This is a genomic window from Oerskovia sp. NPDC057915 (genome assembly GCF_042887685.1).
GTDB lineage: Bacteria > Actinomycetota > Actinomycetes > Actinomycetales > Cellulomonadaceae > Oerskovia.
Genome location: NZ_JBHVOS010000013.1, coordinates 110,956 through 128,264 on the forward strand (window position 1 = coordinate 110,956; position 17,309 = coordinate 128,264).

General features: G+C 72.1%; 19 protein-coding genes. 10 read left to right on the plus strand and 9 right to left on the minus strand.

What is annotated here, in order from left to right; genetic code table 11:
* Positions 1-90 precede the first annotated feature (90 nt).
* The 3 genes from ACFVQ3_RS10680 to ACFVQ3_RS10690 form a co-directional block, all read right to left on the minus strand.
* The gene (locus ACFVQ3_RS10680; RefSeq protein WP_387638506.1) at positions 91-963 is read right to left on the minus strand and encodes a siderophore-interacting protein; all 873 of its coding nucleotides are present in this window, start codon (positions 961-963) and stop codon (positions 91-93) included.
* Between the two features lie 158 nt (positions 964-1,121).
* The gene (locus ACFVQ3_RS10685; protein ID WP_387638509.1) at positions 1,122-2,126 is read right to left on the minus strand and encodes an aldo/keto reductase family protein; all 1,005 of its coding nucleotides are present in this window, start codon (positions 2,124-2,126) and stop codon (positions 1,122-1,124) included.
* 70 nt (positions 2,127-2,196) lie between these two features.
* Positions 2,197-2,799 (minus strand): DUF3043 domain-containing protein, encoded by a 603-nt coding sequence (locus tag ACFVQ3_RS10690; protein WP_387638512.1) that lies wholly within the window; start codon positions 2,797-2,799, stop codon positions 2,197-2,199.
* Positions 2,800-2,884: 85 nt separating this feature from the next.
* On the opposite strand from ACFVQ3_RS10690, the gene ACFVQ3_RS10695 reads away from it, so the two are divergent.
* The 4 genes from ACFVQ3_RS10695 (at position 2,885) to ACFVQ3_RS10710 (ending at position 6,362) form a co-directional block, all read left to right on the plus strand.
* Positions 2,885-4,285: a dipeptidase gene (locus tag ACFVQ3_RS10695; protein ID WP_387638515.1), complete on the plus strand. Its 1,401-nt coding sequence runs from the start codon at positions 2,885-2,887 to the stop codon at positions 4,283-4,285.
* 95 nt (positions 4,286-4,380) lie between these two features.
* Positions 4,381-4,809, plus strand: coding sequence for a helix-turn-helix transcriptional regulator (locus ACFVQ3_RS10700; RefSeq protein WP_387638518.1), 429 nt, complete (start codon positions 4,381-4,383; stop codon positions 4,807-4,809).
* 82 nt (positions 4,810-4,891) lie between these two features.
* Positions 4,892-5,302, plus strand: coding sequence for a VOC family protein (locus ACFVQ3_RS10705; RefSeq protein ID WP_387638520.1), 411 nt, complete (start codon positions 4,892-4,894; stop codon positions 5,300-5,302).
* Between the two features lie 223 nt (positions 5,303-5,525).
* A complete protein-coding gene (locus ACFVQ3_RS10710) occupies positions 5,526-6,362 on the plus strand; it encodes a hypothetical protein (RefSeq protein WP_387638523.1) in 837 nt (278 codons plus the stop codon).
* Here ACFVQ3_RS10710 and ACFVQ3_RS10715 read toward each other — a convergent pair.
* Together ACFVQ3_RS10715 and ACFVQ3_RS10720 are read right to left on the minus strand one after the other, a co-directional pair.
* Complete coding sequence (locus tag ACFVQ3_RS10715; RefSeq protein WP_387638525.1) at positions 6,334-6,660, minus strand: antibiotic biosynthesis monooxygenase family protein; 327 nt, start codon at positions 6,658-6,660, stop codon at positions 6,334-6,336. The genes ACFVQ3_RS10710 and ACFVQ3_RS10715 overlap by 29 nt on opposite strands.
* Before the next feature lie 26 nt (positions 6,661-6,686).
* On the minus strand, positions 6,687-7,211 hold the full coding sequence (locus tag ACFVQ3_RS10720; RefSeq protein ID WP_387638528.1) for an acyl-CoA thioesterase: 525 nt from the start codon (positions 7,209-7,211) through the stop codon (positions 6,687-6,689).
* Positions 7,212-7,327: 116 nt separating this feature from the next.
* Here ACFVQ3_RS10720 and ACFVQ3_RS10725 point away from each other — a divergent pair, with 116 nt between their 5' ends.
* Positions 7,328-7,738: a DUF3817 domain-containing protein gene (locus ACFVQ3_RS10725; protein WP_387638530.1), complete on the plus strand. Its 411-nt coding sequence runs from the start codon at positions 7,328-7,330 to the stop codon at positions 7,736-7,738.
* Between the two features lie 30 nt (positions 7,739-7,768).
* Here ACFVQ3_RS10725 and ACFVQ3_RS10730 read toward each other — a convergent pair whose 3' ends face one another.
* On the minus strand, positions 7,769-8,356 hold the full coding sequence (locus ACFVQ3_RS10730; protein WP_387638533.1) for a DJ-1/PfpI family protein: 588 nt from the start codon (positions 8,354-8,356) through the stop codon (positions 7,769-7,771).
* A 77-nt stretch (positions 8,357-8,433) separates the two neighbouring features.
* The gene (gene nadA / locus ACFVQ3_RS10735; RefSeq protein WP_387638536.1) at positions 8,434-9,633 is read right to left on the minus strand and encodes a quinolinate synthase NadA; all 1,200 of its coding nucleotides are present in this window, start codon (positions 9,631-9,633) and stop codon (positions 8,434-8,436) included.
* Between the two features lie 72 nt (positions 9,634-9,705).
* Here nadA and ACFVQ3_RS10740 point away from each other — a divergent pair, with 72 nt between their 5' ends.
* Positions 9,706-10,950, plus strand: a complete 1,245-nt coding sequence (locus ACFVQ3_RS10740) for a glycerate kinase (protein ID WP_387638539.1) — start codon at positions 9,706-9,708, stop codon at positions 10,948-10,950.
* A 156-nt stretch (positions 10,951-11,106) separates the two neighbouring features.
* Complete coding sequence (locus ACFVQ3_RS10745; RefSeq protein WP_030153043.1) at positions 11,107-11,457, plus strand: iron-sulfur cluster assembly accessory protein; 351 nt, start codon at positions 11,107-11,109, stop codon at positions 11,455-11,457.
* Positions 11,458-11,553: 96 nt separating this feature from the next.
* Here ACFVQ3_RS10745 and ACFVQ3_RS10750 read toward each other — a convergent pair whose 3' ends face one another.
* The gene (locus tag ACFVQ3_RS10750) at positions 11,554-11,832 is read right to left on the minus strand and encodes a sulfurtransferase TusA family protein (protein WP_387638542.1); all 279 of its coding nucleotides are present in this window, start codon (positions 11,830-11,832) and stop codon (positions 11,554-11,556) included.
* Positions 11,829-12,995, minus strand: a complete 1,167-nt coding sequence (locus tag ACFVQ3_RS10755) for a cysteine desulfurase family protein (RefSeq protein ID WP_387638545.1) — start codon at positions 12,993-12,995, stop codon at positions 11,829-11,831. Before ACFVQ3_RS10755 ends, ACFVQ3_RS10750 begins: the two co-directional genes overlap by 4 nt.
* Before the next feature lie 341 nt (positions 12,996-13,336).
* Here ACFVQ3_RS10755 and coxB point away from each other — a divergent pair, with 341 nt between their 5' ends.
* The 3 genes from coxB to ACFVQ3_RS10770 are packed head-to-tail and all read left to right on the plus strand — an operon-like array spanning position 13,337 to position 16,460.
* The gene (gene coxB / locus ACFVQ3_RS10760) at positions 13,337-14,248 is read left to right on the plus strand and encodes a cytochrome c oxidase subunit II (protein WP_387638548.1); all 912 of its coding nucleotides are present in this window, start codon (positions 13,337-13,339) and stop codon (positions 14,246-14,248) included.
* Positions 14,248-16,065 (plus strand): cytochrome c oxidase subunit I, encoded by a 1,818-nt coding sequence (ctaD, locus tag ACFVQ3_RS10765; RefSeq protein WP_387638550.1) that lies wholly within the window; start codon positions 14,248-14,250, stop codon positions 16,063-16,065. Before coxB ends, ctaD begins: the two co-directional genes overlap by 1 nt.
* Positions 16,062-16,460, plus strand: coding sequence for a cytochrome c oxidase subunit 4 (locus tag ACFVQ3_RS10770; RefSeq protein ID WP_387638553.1), 399 nt, complete (start codon positions 16,062-16,064; stop codon positions 16,458-16,460). Before ctaD ends, ACFVQ3_RS10770 begins: the two co-directional genes overlap by 4 nt.
* Positions 16,461-17,309 lie beyond the last annotated feature (849 nt).

Here is a 17,309-nt window from a genome sequence, read left to right on the forward strand (position 1 = left end):
CGCAAGGGTGCGCTCCGCCGTCGGGCAGCCAGGGCGGGCGGCCGCCGTACGGACGGACGCCGGGCAGGCGGCCCGCGGACGGCCCGCGGCCTAGTGCTGCGACCGCTCCAGACGATCCTCGTGGTCGTGGTCGTGGTCGTGGTCGTGGTCGTGGTCGTGGTCGTGCGCGTCCGCGTCGTCGCGGTCCGCGCGGACGTTGACCGCCCCGGCGGTCCAGTACCCGACGACCTGGTGGCGGTCGCGCGCCATGCCCCACGCGGACCGCAGCGTGCGGCGGATGTCGCGGCTCGCGGCGCTCTCGCACGCGACCCACGCGTAGCCCGGGGTCTGCAGGACCGGCAGGGCGCGCACGGCCTCGACGAGCGCGGCGCCCGGGCGCTCGCCCTGCGGGGTCACGAGCCAGGTGTAGGTCACGTCGCCACGCGTCTCGAGCTCCTGACGGTCCTCGGGCGTGGGCACCTCCACGATCGCGTGCGCGACGCCGCCCGGCGGGAGCTCCTCCACGATGCGCCCGAGCCCGGGCAGACCGGTCGGGTCGGCGACGAGCAGCCGCCACTCGGCGTCGGCGGGAGCGTCGTAGTAGCTGCGCGACTCGCCCCCCGCGAACACGCCGAGGACGTGGCCCGGCTCGGCGCGCTCGGCCCAGTCGGACGCGAGGCCGCCCGCGTGCACCGCGAGGTCGATCACGATCGTCCGACCCTCGTCGTGGACCCGGCGGGCCGTGTAGTGGCGCCACGGGGGCTCGGTGCCCTCGACGGGCACGACCCCGTAGTCGTCCTGGTTGAAGAAGTCGATCTCCGCGACGGTCTCGCCAGGGACCGGGAAGGCGAGGTCGATGCGCTCGTCTCCCTGACCGTCGGTCGTCCACCTCCAGTCACCGACGACCTCGAGGTGGACACGGACCATGTGCGGCGTGATGCGCGTCGCCGTGACGACGCGGGCCGGGAAGCAGGGGGAAGCCATCCGGCCACGGTAGGCCGGGGCAGGGGGTCCTGTGGGGCCAGGGTGTGGCGCGCACCGGCCAACCGGTCGGCAGGACGACGACGACCCCGGACGCTCGGTGAGCACCCGGGGTCGTCGTCAGCGGGTCGGGCCTGAGCCCGCCGACCGTGGGGACGGGGTCAGCGAGGCCCGGGGGCTCCCGCTGCGGTCTTGCCGGCGTCGCGCTCGACGACGTCGCCGAGGATCTCGTCGATCTTCGCCATGAGCTCGGCGGGGATGACCACGCCGGACGCCTTGACGTTCTCGGCGACCTGCTCGGGGCGCGAGGCGCCGATGAGGGCGGCCGCGACGTTGTCGTTCTGCAGGACCCACGCGACCGCGAGCTGCGCCTGCGTGAGACCCAGCTCGTCGGCGACGGCCCCCAGCTGCTGGACGCGGGTCAGGACGTCCTCGGTCATGAACTGCTGGATGAAGCGCGAGCCGTTGGCGTCGGTGGCGCGCGAGCCCGCGGGGGCGGGCTGGCCCGGCAGGTACTTGCCGCTCAGGACGCCCTGCGCGACGGGGGACCAGACGATCTGGGACAGGCCCAGCTCGCGCGAGGTCGGGACGACCTCGTCCTCGATGACGCGCCACAGCATCGAGTACTGGGGCTGGGACGAGATGAGCTGGAAGCCGAGCTCCTTCGAGAGGGCGTGGCCCGCGCGGATCTGGTCGGCGGTCCACTCGCTCACGCCGATGTAGAGGGCCTTGCCCTGGCGGACGATGTCGGCGAACGCCTGCATCGTCTCCTCGAGCGGGGTCGAGTGGTCGAAGCGGTGCGCCTGGTAGAGGTCGACGTAGTCGGTGCCGAGGCGTGTCAGCGAGCCGTTGATCGACTCCATGACGTGCTTGCGGGACAGGCCCGAGTCGTTGGCGCCGCCGGGGCCCGTGGGCCAGTAGACCTTGGTGAAGATCTCGAGGGACTCGCGGCGCTGTCCCTTGAGGGCGTCGCCGAGGACCTGCTCGGCCTTGGTGTTCGCGTAGACGTCCGCGGTGTCGAACGTGGTGATGCCGGCGTCGAGCGCGGCGTGGACGCACTGGGTGGCGACGTCGTTCTCGACCTGCGAGCCGTGGGTGAGCCAGTTGCCGTAGGTGATCTCGGAGATCTTGAGGCCGGAGTTGCCGAGGAAGCGGTAGTTGGGCATGGGGACAACACTAAGTTGCCCGGGGCACCTCGGGGAACTGCGGTCCGTCCGGCGGACCGGACGTGAGCGGCTATGCGGGGAAGCTGCCGTGCTTCTTGTGCATGGGCTTGGGCAGACGTGCGCGGCGCAGCTGGAAGGCGCGCATCACGGCGTACATCGCGTTGCCCTTGGGGGAGTCGGGCCCGAACTTCGCGATCAGGCGCTTCTTGAGCGAGCGCCACATGATGAACGCGTCGATGATCGTGATGAGCACGATCCCGTAGAGCACGAAGATGATGATCGTCGCCATGTTCAGGTTCTGGGAGAACACGAACGTCAGGACGATGAAGACCAGCGCGACGGGCAGGAAGAACTCGCCCAGGTTCCAGCGGGCGTCCACGTAGTCGCGCACGTAGCGCTTGACCGGGCCCTTGTCGCGGGCGGGCATGTAGCGCTCGTCGCCCGTCTGCATGGCCTGGAACTGGCGGTCGCGTGCGTCACGCTGCTGCTGGCGCGCGGTCTTGGCCGCGGACTTGCGGTCCGAGGGCACGAGCGGTCGCTTGTTCGCGGCCTCGGCGACCTTGCGCTTGGGCGTCGGCCTGCCCTTGCCTGCCTTCTCGATCTCGGCTGCGGCGGCAACGGGATCGGGGGCGTCGTTCGACGAGGGCGCGGAGGACTTGTTGCGTGAGAACACAGGTCCAGCGTAGTCGAGGACGGGGGCTGCCTCGTCACGTGCGGCGGGCAGGAGCGGGGGCGTAGCGGCGGGTAGCGTTGCCCGGGTGAACAGCACACCTGGAACCAGCACCCTTTCCGAGCCCGACGACGTCGCTCACCTGCGCGCCCGGGTCGCCGAGCTCTTCCCCGCGCTGCGCGAGGACCTCGAGGCGCTCGTGCGCATCCCGTCCGTGTCCAACTCCGCGTTCGACCAGGCGCACGTCGCGGCGAGCGCCGAGGCCGTGGCCGAGCTCCTGCGCGGTGCGGGGATGCCCGAGGTGCAGGTCCTGCACGCGACGGGCGTCGCGGGTCCGCTCGGTGCGCCCGCGGTCGTCGCGCGCCGCCCGGCCCCGGAGGGCGCCCCGACGGTCCTGCTCTACGCGCACCACGACGTGCAGCCCCCGGGCGACGCGGCCGCGTGGGACACGGACCCGTTCGTCCCGACCGAGGTCGACGGTCGTCTGTTCGGTCGCGGTGCGGCCGACGACAAGGCCGGGATCGTGGCCCACGTGGGCGCGCTGCGGGCGCTGTCCGCGCTGGGCGACCTGCCGATCGGCGTGACGGTCTTCGTCGAGGGCGAGGAGGAGGTCGGGTCGCCGAGCTTCCTGCCGTTCCTGAACCAGCACAAGGACCTGCTCGCGGCCGACGTGATCGTCGTCGCGGACTCCGCGAACTGGAAGGTCGGCGTCCCGGGCCTCACCACGAGCCTGCGCGGCCTGGTCGACTGCGACGTCGAGGTCGCGGTGCTGGGTCACGCGGTGCACTCGGGCATGTTCGGCGGCCCGGTGCTCGACGCGCTCACGCTGCTCTCGCGCCTGATCGCCACGCTCCACGACGAGCGGGGCAACGTCGCGGTCGAGGGCCTGGTCTCCGCACCGGACCCGACCGTCGACTACGAGGAGGCGGACTTCCGCGCGGACTCCTCGGTGCTCGACGGCGTCCGCCTCGCGGGCGAGGGGACGCTGACGGGTCGCCTGTGGACCAAGCCTGCGCTGTCGGTCATCGGGATCGACGCACCGAGCGTCGCGCACGCGTCCAACACGCTGACCCCGCGCGCGACGGCGAAGCTCTCGCTGCGCATCGCGCCCGGCCAGGACCCGGCGGCCGCGCTCGCGGCGCTGCGCGCGCACCTCGAGTCGAACGCGCCGTTCGGTGCGCAGGTCACGGTGCACGACGGCGAGACGGGCAAGCCGTTCCAGGCGCCGACCGACTCGTCCGCGATGCAGGCCGCGCGCTGGGCGTTCGAGACGTCGTGGGGCACGGCACCGGTCGACATCGGCATCGGCGGCTCGATCCCGTTCATCGCTGACCTGCTCGACGTCTTCCCCGACGCGGCGATCCTCGTGACGGGGGTCGAGGACCCCGACTCGCGCGCGCATGGTGCGAACGAGTCGGTGCACCTCGGCGAGCTCGAGAAGGTCGTGCTGGCCGAGGCGCTCCTGCTGACGAGGCTCGCGCAGGGCTGAGTCGTCGCCGAGGACGGGCTTGCGGTCGCCGTCGGCTCGATGACGACCGCAAGCCCGTCCTCGGCAGCCGGAGATCCCGGTGCTACGTTCGGAGCATGACCCCGCAGGAGATCGAGGAGCTCGTGCTGCTGCGCCGCGCCCGGGACCTCATGGACCGGGACTACGCGGCACCGCTCGACGTCCCGACGATGGCCCGCAAGGCCCTCATGTCTCCCGCGCACTTCTCGCGCCGGTTCCGGGCGGCGTACGGGGAGACGCCGTACTGCTACCTCATGACGCGCCGGATCGAGCGGGCCATGGCCCTGCTGCGGGGCGGTGCGAGCGTCACGGACGCGTGCATGACGGTCGGGTGTACGTCGCTCGGCTCGTTCAGCTCGAAGTTCACCGAGATCGTGGGCGAGACGCCGTCGGCGTACCGCAGCCGCGAGCACGCCGCGGTCAAGGCCATGCCGCCGTGCGTGGCCCAGGTCCTGACGCGGCCGGCGCGCAGCGCCGACGCAGCCGCCGGGACGACGGCGCGCTGAGCGGCACCGGGCCTCGAGGGGGCCGGTGCATCGAGCAGGATCGGAGAAGCGGGCGCGCGAGGCCCGTCCTAGAGTCGCGAACATGACCATCTCACTGAAGTTCTGCAACATCACCGTCAACGACGTCGACGAGTCGATCGCCTTCTACAGCGACGCGCTCGGGCTCAAGGTGCACAACGACGTGGGCTCGGAGGGGTTCCGCTGGGTCACGCTCGGGTCGGACGCGCAGCCCGGGCTGGGCATCGTGCTCTCGGCTCCGCACGCGGGTCGCTCGCAGGCCGACGGCGACGCGCTCCAGGAGCTCATGATCAAGGGCGTCCTGCCGATCCTCGTGTTCGCGACCGACGACGTCGACGCGCTCTTCGAGACCGTCCGGGCGTCGGGCGCCGAGGTCCTGCAGGAGCCCATGGACCAGGACTGGGGTCCGCGCGACTGCGCGTTCCGGGACCCGTCGGGCAACCTGGTCCGGATCGCTCAGACGGTCGCGGCCTGACGAGGGCAGAGCGGTCGCGGCCTGAACAGAGAGGTCACGACCTGCGGAGACCGGCGCGCCCTTAGAGGAGAGCGGTACGACCGCGCCCCGGTGGTGTCCGCCTCTGGCGCGGGCCGAGCGGTCGCCGCCCACCGCGGGGCAGGTGCCCGACGGCGCGCCCGCCCGAGCGCGGGCGTCGCCTCGGTCCGTGGTCGTCGCGCGCCCGGGGTGGTGGGATAGGGGCATGGCGAACGAGACGATGGTCCCCCTGCTGCCGTGCGCGTCGATCGACGAGATCCACGACTTCGCCGTGGCGCTCGGGTTCGAGGTGACCCACCGGCAGACCCGGCCCAACCCGTACCTCGCGCTGCGCCGCGACGGCATCGACCTGCACTACTTCGGGATGGACGGGTTCCGCCCCGAGGACTCGTACAGCTCGTGCCTGGTCGTGGTCGACGACACCGAGCCGCTGTACGAGGCGTGGGCCGCCGGGCTGCGCGCGGTGTACGGGAAGCTGCCGCTGAGCGGTTTCCCGCGCATCACGCGGCCTCGTCGTCGGGCGAACGCGGGTGGGCTGAGCGGGTTCAGCCTCGTGGACCCGGCGGGGAACTGGTTGCGGGTCGTGCGGCGGCCCGAGCAGGCGGGGACGGGGACGGGCGGTACCGCCGAGCCCGGAGCGAGCTCGTCGGCGGACCGGACGTCCGGAGAGCCCTCGGGCGAGGGCGCCGGTCGCCTGGACGGCTCGCCGGGGGAGTCGCGCCTGCTGCTCGCCGTGGCCAACGCGGTGGTCCAGGCGGACTCGCGCGGCGACGTCGGGCAGGCGGTGAAGGTCCTCGACGGTGCGCTGCGCCGCGACGCGGACGCCGGGGACCTGGGGGCCCCGGCCCGCGCCCGGGTCGAGGCCCAGGCCTTCCGTGCCGAGCTGGCCGTCCGGCTCGACGACGTGGAGACCGCCCGGCGCATGGTCGACGAGGTGGACCGGTGCGTGGCCTCCGCCCGGGGGCAGCACCTCACGCAGGACCTGACGACGGTCCTCGCCCAGCTCGAGGACGTCAGGTCGTGGTTGGCGGCCCAGGGGTGACGCTGACCTCGCGGTAGTGCTCGACGACCGGGAACGGCTCGTAGAAGTGGTGCAGCATCGCCCTCCACCGCTCGTACCCGGGCGAGCCGCGGAAGCCCTCGGTGTGCGCCTCGAGGTTGTCCCAGCGCACGAGCAGCAGGTACGTCGAGGGGCGCTCGACGCACCGCGACACCGAGAGTCCACCGAAGCCGGGCGTCGCGGAGATGATCGTCCGCGCCTCGTCGAAGGCCTCCTCGAAGGCGGCCTCCTGGCCGGGGACCACGTGCAGCAGGGCGTGCTCGAGCACCTCGTCGGTCATGGCCCGCAGCGTAGGGCGGCGTGGCCTCAGCGCGCGGCGACGTCCACGGCCTGGGCCCAGTCGCGCACGTCGACCGGCAGCTCGGGGCTCACGGTCGAGGTGCCCAGGAGAGCGACGACGTCGGGCCCCGGGATGCGCTCACCCGCCTTCGAGAGGAACCGGCCCGCGACGAGGCCGCGTGCGCAGAGGTCGCCGCCGCGCGTGAAGACCTGCTCGAGGTAGACGACGCGCTCGTCCCACCCGAGGACGCGCGTCGTGATCTCGAAGCGGTCCCAGAGCTGGAGCGAGCGGCGGTACTTCATGGTCGACGAGGCCACCACGGGGTACCAGCCCTTGTCGCGCAGGAGACCGAAGGCCCCGAGGTCGGCGAGGAAGTTGCTGCGGGCCACGTCCATCATCTGCAGGTACACGCCGTTGTTCACGTGCAGGTAGAAGTCGAGGTCGCCGGGACGCACGCGCATGCGGGTCACGGAGGGGTCGAGCACCCCACGGCCGGGGACGGCCTTGCGCGGCAGGGTGCTGGCGATCGTGAGCTGGATCTGTCGGGTCACCGTCGCAGGCTACTACCGAGCACGGGCGGTATCAGGTATCGCAGGTCGCGAGGGCGGGCGGACGAGGACCCGCCGGCGGTTCGGCCCGCCCGGGGAGCCGTGTGAGGATGACCCCCGTGACTTCCCGAACCGCCGCCCCCGTCCCCGACGCCTCGCCCGACGCAGGCCCCGCTCCCGAAGCCCCGGCCGCGTCCCCGACGAGGCCCACCACCTCCCACCACTGGACCGTCCGCGCGTTCCGCGTGGTCGCGATCGCCGAGGCCTTCTCCTGGGCCGGTCTGCTCGTGGGGATGTACGTCAAGTGGATCGCCGAGGCGTCCGAGATCGGCGTCAAGATCTTCGGCCCCGTCCACGGCGGTCTGGTCGTCGCCTACGTCGCGCTCGCGCTCGTCGTGGCCGTCCGCCAGCGCTGGTCGCTCCTGACGGTCTTCTTCGCGCTCGCCGCGACGCTGCCGCCGTTCCTCACGGTCTTCTTCGACCGGTGGGCGCACCGCTCGGGTCGCTACGAGGAGCGCGCGAGCGCCTGACCCCGGGCGGTCGTGGCGCGGGGCGACGTCTCAGCCCTCGTACTGCAGGGCGCGCCGAACCTCCTCGGCCACCTCGGCGTTCTCGAGCCGTTCGACGAGGTGCAGCGCCATGTCGATCCCGGCCGACACCCCGGCCGAGGTGACCACGTCGCCGTCGTCGACGAACCGGGTCTCGGTGTCGACGAGGATGCTGGGGTCGAGGCGGGCGAGCTCGTCGACGTGGTCCCAGTGGGTCGTCGCCGGTCGCCCCGCGAGCAGGCCCGCCGCTGCGAACGCGAGCGAACCCGTGCACACGCTCGCCAGGAGCGGGGTCCGGGCCCGCACGGCGTGCAGCCAGGCGAGGTGCGTCGGATCCCCGACGAGCCGCTGGACACCGGGCCCCCCGGGGTGCACGAGGACCTGGAACGGGTCGACGTCGTCGGGCGACCCGTCGGGGACCATGTGCAGGCCCTGCGCGAGCCGTACCCCGCGCCCGTCCCACGAGAACGTCGAGACCCGTGGCTTGAGGGCCGAGCGCTCGCGCCACGTCGTGAACACCTCGTAGGGGCCCGCGACGTTGAGCTCCTCGGCGCCGTCGAACACGAAGATCCCGACGCTCAAACCGTTCCCGGTCGTCATCCGCCACCCCCGAGGGTCGATGCGATGGTGCGAGCGTCGGGTCCGCCACCTCGCGGTGGCAGACCCGACGCGTGGTCCTACAGCCCCGGCAGGGCGAGCATCTGGTCGAGCGCGACGCGCGCCCAGTGGGCGTCGTCGGGGTCGACCACGATGCGGTTGACCGTGCGCCCGGCGACGAGGGACTCCATGGCCCACACGAGGTGCGGCAGGTCGATGCGGTTCATCGTCGAGCAGAAGCAGACGGTCGAGTCGAGGTAGTGCACCTGCTTGTCCGGGTGCGCGCGGGCGACGCGCCGCACCAGGTTGAGCTCGGTGCCGATCGCCCAGGACGAGCCGGGCTCGGCGGCGTCGAGCATCTTGATGATGTACTCGGTCGACCCGACGTAGTCCGCGGCCTCGACGACCTCGTTCTTGCACTCGGGGTGCACGAGGACGTTGATGCCCGGCACCGCGGCGCGGATGTCGGTCACGTTGCGCTCGGAGAAGCGGCCGTGCACCGAGCAGTGCCCGCGCCACAGGATCATGCGCGCGTCGCGCAGCTCGGCGTCGGTCAGGCCACCGTTCGGCTTGCGGGGGTCGAAGACCACGCAGTCCGCGGGGGACATGCCGAGCCCCCGGAGCGCGGTGTTGCGTCCCAGGTGCTGGTCGGGCATGAAGAGGACCTTGCCCGTGCCGTCCACACCGCCCACCTGATCGAACGCCCACCGCAGCGCGACCTCGGCGTTCGAGGACGTGCAGATGGTCCCGCCGTGCCGACCCGTGAAGGCCTTGATCGCGGCGGTCGAGTTCATGTACGTCACGGGGAGCGTGACGTCGGCGATCCCGGCGTCCTGGAGGACCTCCCACGCGTCCTCGACCTGGTTGATCGCGGCCATGTCGGCCATCGAGCAGCCCGCCGCGAGGTCCGGCAGGACGACCTGCTGGGCGTCCGTGGTGAGGATGTCCGCGCTCTCGGCCATGAAGTGCACGCCGCAGAACAGGATGAACTCGGCCTCGGGGCGGGCCGCTGCCTCGCGCGCGAGCTTGAACGAGTCGCCCGTCACGTCCGCGAAGTCGATGACCTCGTCGCGCTGGTAGTGGTGGCCCAGGACGAAGGCACGCGAGCCGAGCGCGGCGCGGGCCGCGCGGGCACGTTCGACGAGGTCGGGGTCGCTGGCCGCCGGCAGCTCGCCGGTGCACTCGACTCCTCGCTCGGAGGCCAGGTCCCGGCCCTGTCCGAGGAGCAGGAGGGGGGAGGGGGCAGGTTCCGCGAAGGCGCTGTCCAACAGGGTGCTCACGGGACCATCGTCGCACAACGGTCGGTCCGTCGAGCAGCCCTGCCGGGGTGGACGGCCTGGCACAATCGCGGCATGCACCTCCTTGTCGCTGCCGCGGAACCGCTCGCCCTGTCGGACGGGATCCTGCCCGCCGAGGACGTGTGCACCCTGGTCGCCGAGACCTGGACGGCCACGGCGCGTGGCGACGTGGACCCGTGCGTCCTGAACCCGGGAGCGGCCGGTTTCCTGCGCGCGCTCGCGGCGCACGCCCCTGAGCAGGTCGCCGTCGTCGCGCGCGGCGCGGGCGGCCAGGACGTGCCCGTGACGTTCCGGCTCGGCCCTCCGTCGGCGACCGGGGCGCGCACGGCCTACGTCGAGGCCGCGCTCCTGCGTCCCGCGCCTGCTCACGGAAGCGCCTCCGGTGGTGTGCTGGGCGCGGCGACGAGCTACGGCGTCGGGCAGGTGGTCGAGCTCGCTGCCCGGCGTGCGTCGCGCGTCGTCGTGGCGACCGGGGACAGCGGCGCGCACGACGCGGGGGCAGGGATGCTCGCGGCGCTCGCGGGGGCCTGGGCGGGGGCACTGACCCACGGCGGGGCCGCGCTCGGAACTGTCACCGCCGAGGACGCCGCGCTCGCGCTGTCCGCACGGGACGCGCTGCGGTCCGTCGAGCTCGTCGGGGCGGTCGAGTCCGACCTGCCGCTGCTTGGCCTGCACGGGGCGAGCGGGGCGCTCGCGCTCGCGCAGCCTGCGCTCGCGCCGCTCGCCCAGGAGCTCGAGCGGGCGCACGGCCACTACGCGCACGAGGTCACGCGTGCCCTGGAGGGCACGGCGCGGCGCGACCTGCTGTCGGGTCCTCCCGGTCTCCCGGGCGTCGCCGGCCCCTCCGGCCCGACGGCGTCGCTCGCCCCGGCCGGTGGCCTCACGGGGGTCGCGGCGCGCGCGGCCGCCGGCCGGGTACTGACCGGGCTGCCCGGCGCGGGTGCGGGCGGGGGGCTGGGCTTCGGGATCGCCGCGGCCGGCGGTCGTCTGCTGCCCGGGACGTCGCTGGTCGCGGACGTCGTCGGGCTGGGTGCGCGGGTCGAGGCCGCCGACGTCGCTGTGGTGGTCGTCGACCGGCTCGACGCGTCGACGACGCACGACGGCGCCCTGCCCGAGGTCGCGCGCCGGGCCGCCGCGCTCGGGGTCCCGGTCGTGGCGCTGGCGCGCGAGATCCTCGCCGGGCGGCGCGAGCAGGCCGCCGCGGGGATCAGCGGCGCCTACGAGCTCGGCACGGACGCGAGCGCGGCACGCGCCCGGGTCGCTCGCGTGGCCCGCACCTGGGCCCGCAGCGAGAGGTGAGCGCGGTCGTCGTACACTCGGGAACAGAACCATCTCCCGTCGTGTTGACGGGTATGCGACAAGCCTGAGGACCGATCGGCCTGCCCGGGAGCGGGAGCCGCAGACCGACGGCACACCACGGGGCGAGAGCCCACCGAAGACTGTGCGGAGAACACGATGAGCGAGACCACCGAGACCGCCACCCACGGCGTCCTGCTGACGGACTTCGCGGCCGGCAAGATCCGCAGCCTCCTCGAGCAGGAGGGCCGCGACGACCTGCGTCTGCGCGTCGCCGTCCAGCCCGGCGGCTGCTCGGGCCTGATCTACCAGCTCTACTTCGACGAGCGTGTCCTGGACGGCGACGCCCTCAAGGACTACGACGGTGTCGAGGTCGTCGTCGACAAGATGAGCGTCCCCTACCTGGACGGCGCGACCATCGACTTCGCCGACACGATCGAGAAGCAGGGCTTCACGATCGACAACCCGAACGCGGGCAGCGCCTGCGCGTGCGGCGGTTCGTTCGGCTGATCCGCGCGTCGGCAGCTCCGGCTGCCGACCAGGAGCCACGACGGCCCGGTCACCTCGCGGTGGCCGGGCCGTCCGCGTTCGCGGGGGGCTCTGCGGTCACGCACCCAGGCGGACGGTGACCGCCCAGGTCGTGCCGCCGTCGGGCGTGCTCTGCCCGCCGGGCTCCGCCGTCTCCTCGACGACCGTGCTCTCCACGACCGTGTGGCCGCGCATGCGCGCCCAGGCCGGGACGTCGTGCCGGGCCGCGGGGTCGGTCGACCAGACCGTCAGGAGGTCGCCCGGGACGTGGTCGCGCGCAGCGGCCGCGAGCCGGATGACGGGCAGCGGGCAGCGCAGGCCGCGCGCGTCCACGAGCGTGACCGGCTCGTCGCTCACAGCCCGCTCACCCCGAGCGAGGCGCGCACGCGCGCGACGGCCCCGGGCAGGACCGCGAGGAAGCGGTCGACGTCGTCCTCGGTGGTGGACCTGTCGAGCGCGATGCGCACGTTGCCGTGCGTCAGGACGCCCATGGCGGCCAGGACGTGGCTGGGCTCGAGCGTGCTCGACGTGCACGCCGACCCCGACCCGACCGCGAACCCCTCCCGGTCGAGCTCGGTCACCAGCGCCTCGCCGTCGACGAACAGGAACGAGAACGTCACGACGTGGGGGAGCCGGTCGTCGGGGTCGCCCACGACCTCGACGTCGGGGATCTGCCCGACGACGGCGCGCACCCTGTCGACGATCGCGCGGCGCCGGACGTCCTGCGCCGCGCGGTCGGCCAGGACCGACTGGAGCGCCACGGCGGCCGCGAACGCGGCGGGCACGGAGACCCCGCCGGGGAACCACGGCTCGGCGTCCTCGGGCCAGGTGCGCCGCCAGCGGACCCGGTTGCGGACCGCGAGCACGCCCACGCCCGCGGGGCCGCCCCAGTCGGCGGGGTCGGCGGCGAGGAGGTCCCAGGCGTCGGGCACCTCCCCGTGCCCGACGGCGGCGCCCGCGTCCACGAGGAGCGGCACCCCCGCACGGCGGGCGGCCGCGTGGACCGCGGCGACGGGCTGGAGGGTGCCGACCTCGCCGTTCGCGACCTGGAGCGCGGCGAGCGCCGTCCGAGGGCTCGCGACCGCTTCCGTCATCGCGACCTCGTCGACCCGGCCGCGCGCGTCGACCGGGACCTTCACGAGGGCGTCAGGGCTGCCCGCGGACGCGACCGCGAGCTCGGCGGCGTGCAGCACGGCCGCCCGCTCGACCGCGGAGACGACGATCCCCGGTCCCGTCCGGCGCCGCCCGAGCGCGACCGCGCCCACCGCGGCGTGCAGGGCGGTCACGTGCGACGGCGCGAGGTGGACCTCCTCGGTCCGGGCGCCGAGGCCGGCGGCGATCGCCTCGCGAGCCCCGTCGAGGAGCACGGCGGCCCGGCGCCCCTCGGCGTACAGGCGCCGGGGGTCGGCCCACCCGTCGTCGACCGCCTGGTCGAGGGCCGTGCGCGCGAGGGGGTGCAGGGCCGCCCGGCCTCCGTTGTCGAGGTAGACCCGACGGGAGGGTGTCGTGGTGTCGGTCACATGAGCTCCAGGGGGCGTGCGAGGCGGCCGGGGGAGGGGTCCCGAACCGCCGATCGGCGAACTTTCATTGCAGACGCGCCGAATGTGCCATGGGCGCGACGTACACCGTGCACCGTAGCGCGGGGTGTGCGGGAAGCGACGATCTGACAGATGCGCCGAGGGTGTGCCGAACCCCGGGATCTCGCGGGAAGTTGGCGGATTCGTCACGCTCGGAAGCCGCGTTGACGGCGCCAGAGAGGGCATTTGCGCGCTAGGCTCTGTGGGTCGAGGACGAAGGTTCTGCGGGGAACTCGTGGAGAAGATCGAGCCCCCCTGTCGAACGTTGAAGTGAAAGGCCCCCCTTGCACTCGCAATCCCCTAGCCGCACACGGCGAACCATCCTGCGAGCGACGGCTTCCGCCGTCGCGGTCGCAGCCTTGGCGTCCGGTTGTGCCAGTGAGACCGTTCAGCGCGGATTTCTCCCCGGATACTCCGACGGTGAGGTGACCGACCAGACCGCCCGCATCACATCGCTGTGGAACGGGTCCTGGATCGCGGCACTCATCGTCGGCGTCATCACGTGGGGACTGATCCTGTGGTGCGTGGCCGCCTACCGCAAGCGCAAGGACGACCACGTCCTGCCCGTGCAGACGCGCTACCACCTGCCCCTAGAGATCATGTACACGGCAGTGCCGATCGTCATGGTGCTCGTGCTCTTCTACTACACCGACCGTGACATGACGGCGATCAAGGACCTCTCCGCAGAGCCTGACGTCGAGATCCAGGTCATCGGCAAGCAGTGGAGCTGGGACTTCAACTACCTCACGGACGACGTCTACGAGTCCGGCCAGCACGAGGCCAACGTTGGAGACCTCCGTTCCGAGGACGAGATCGAGGGTGCCCCCGGCACCGCGACGTCGCTCCCCACGCTGTACCTGCCCGTCAACGAGGTCGTCCGGTTCACGCTCGACTCCCGCGACGTCATCCACTCCTTCTGGGTCCCCGCGTTCCTCTTCAAGATGGACATGATCCCGGAGCGCACCAACGAGTGGCAGTTCACGCCCACGCGTGAGGGCGTCTACGCAGGAAAGTGCGCCGAGCTCTGCGGCGAGCACCACTCGGGCATGCTCTTCAACGTCGCCGTGGTCTCCCGCGAGGAGTACGAGGCGCAGATGCAGAAGCTCGAGGACAAGGGTCAGACCGGCGAGCTCGGGCTCGACCTGAACCGCCTCCAGGACCCGAACCCCCCCGTCGTCACGGAAGGTGAGAACTGATGGTCGCGCAGGCCGAAGTCATTCCTGGTCTCGCCCCGAAGCGCCAGACGCTCGGACGAACCGTCATCAAGTGGGTCACCTCGACCGACCACAAGACGATCGGGTACATGTACCTGATCGCGTCGTTCATCTTCTTCTGCATCGGCGGCCTCATGGCCCTCGTGATCCGTGCCGAGCTCTTCGAGCCCGGCATCCAGATCGTGCAGAGCAAGGAGCAGTACAACCAGCTCTTCACGATGCACGGCACGATCATGCTGCTGCTGTTCGCCACCCCGCTCTTCGCGGGCTTCGCGAACGTCATCATGCCGCTGCAGATCGGTGCGCCTGACGTCGCCTTCCCGCGACTGAACATGTTCGCGTTCTGGCTCTACCTCTTCGGTGGCCTCATCGCCTCGGCCGGGTTCTTCACGCCGCAGGGCGCCGCGTCGTTCGGATGGTTCGCGTACGCGCCGCTGTCGAACACCACGTTCAGTCCAGGGGCCGGTGGAGATCTCTGGGTGTTCGGGCTCGCGCTCGGTGGGTTCGGCACCATCCTCGGTGCCGTCAACTTCATCACGACGATTATCACGATGCGTGCCCCGGGCATGACGATGTTCCGCATGCCGATCTTCACCTGGAACACGCTCGTCACGAGCCTCCTGGTCCTGATGGCGTTCCCCCCGCTGGCCGCCGCGCTGTTCGCGCTCGGCGCGGACCGCCGTCTCGGTGCGCAGATCTTCAACCCGGAGAACGGTGGCGCCATCCTCTGGCAGCACCTCTTCTGGTTCTTCGGCCACCCCGAGGTCTACATCATCGCGCTGCCGTTCTTCGGCATCGTCTCGGAGATCCTGCCGGTCTTCAGCCGCAAGCCGATCTTCGGCTACAAGGGACTCGTCTACGCGACGATCGCGATCGCCGCCCTGTCCGTGACTGTGTGGGCCCACCACATGTACGTCACCGGCGCGGTCCTGCTGCCGTTCTTCGCGTTCATGACGATGCTCATCGCGGTCCCGACCGGTGTGAAGTTCTTCAACTGGATCGGCACGATGTGGCGCGGCAAGCTCACGTTCGAGACGCCCATGCTCTGGTCGATCGGCTTCCTCGTGACCTTCCTCTTCGGTGGTCTCACGGGCGTCATCCTCTCGAGCCCGGCGCTGGACTTCAGCCTCTCCGACTCGTACTTCGTCGTGGCGCACTTCCACTACGTGGTCTTCGGCACCGTCGTCTTCGCGATGTTCGCCGGGTTCTACTTCTGGTGGCCCAAGTTCACCGGGCGCATGCTCAACGAGAAGCTCGGCAAGATCCACTTCTGGCTGCTCTTCATCGGCTTCCACGCCACGTTCCTCGTCCAGCACTGGCTGGGTGTCGCCGGCATGCCGCGTCGTTACGCGGACTACATGCCGGAGGAGGGGTTCACGTGGATGAACCAGGTCTCGACGGTCGGCGCGTTCATCCTCGCCGCCTCGACCCTGCCGTTCCTCTGGAACGTCTACACGACGTGGCGCAACGCGCCCAAGGTCACCGTGGACGACCCGTGGGGCTACGGGGCCTCGCTCGAGTGGGCGACGTCCTGCCCGCCGCCGCGGCACAACTTCACGTCGCTGCCCCGGATCCGCTCGGAGCGCCCCGCGTTCGACCTGCACCACCCCGAGGTCGCCGCCATGGACCACGCGGAGCCCAACCCGAACGTCCTGCAGCAGATCTACGGCGACGCAGACCGTCGCGGTGAGCAGCAGGTCGCCGTGGACCGCGTCGAGGGCAAGGATCACCCCAGCGCCAAGTCCTCGACGATGATCATCGACGAGCCGCGCGACGGCGAGAAGGAGGACGGCAAGTGAAGGTCGAATCGAGGCTGCACCTCTTCCTCGCCCCGTTCTTCCTCCTGATGGCCCTCGTCTACGGGTTCTGGAGCCACTGGGAGCCGGTCGGTTCCGCAGCGCTGTTCCTGACCTTCGGGCTCGCGGCCATGATCGGTGGCTACCTGGCCCTCACGGCCAAGCGCATCGACTCGCGCCCCGAGGACGACCCGGACGGTCTCATCGAGCAGGGCGCCGGCGACCAGGGCGTGTACGCGCCCTGGAGCTGGTGGCCGCTGGCCATCGCCGGCTCGGCCGCGATCTGCTTCCTGGGCCTCGCGCTCGGCTGGTGGATCCTCGGGGTCGGTGTCGTCCTCGGCTCCATCGCCCTCGTGGGCTGGGTCTTCGAGTTCTCTCGCGGACAGCACGCCCACTGATCGACCGCACGACACGACGGGCCCCGTCTCCCTCCGGGAGGCGGGGCCCGTTCGCGTTCGTGAGCACAGTGGGGGCCGCGGCGAGAGCACGGGGACTCGGGCCGAGGAGGACGTCGGAGAACGTGACGGCCGCGGAGCGCCCACGGGCGGGGTCATGCCGGACGCGCTTCCCTCGTCACCGGGACAGCCCGGTACCGCCGCGCGGGTGACCCTGGTCCCGTCTCCGGTCCAGACCTCGGCAACCTCCACCACGGCACCGAGCGCGGCGTGGCCGGGCCGGGACCCCGTGAGTGCCACCACCCACGACGCGCCCAGCGTGGGCGGCACCTGGTCGAGGCCACCCGTCTCGTGCTCCAGGAAGAGCCCGTGGCGCCCCTGCGACGCGACGAGGACGCCCTTGGCCCAGACGTCCGTCCCTTCGGCCACGGCCATGGTTCGTCGTCCTCTCGCCAGTCCGTGGACACCCTCACGGCACGGGGCCGCCTCCGCCTGCCGCCTCCGCCTGCCGCCTCCGCCTGCCGCCTCCGCCTGCCGGCGTGCTCGCGGCTCTCGCTCCCGGGGCTTCGACTCCCGTTGGCGGCGCCGACGATGCGTCGGCGGTGTCCATGGCTGACCCCGGCCGGCGGGACGACGGCGCGCATCGACACCCGTCGAGCCGCGCGTGGCCAGGCGGGACCGCGCACGTGTCCGTCGCGCACGAACGGGCCGCACAGACACCCCGGGAAGGGGTCTGTACGGCCCGTAGGGCGACGCGGAGGGTCAGGCGGGGATGATGAGGCCTTCGCCCTGGGTGCGGGCGCGGGTGAGGCGTGCGTCGGCGTCGGCCCAGTTGACGAGGTTCCACCAGGC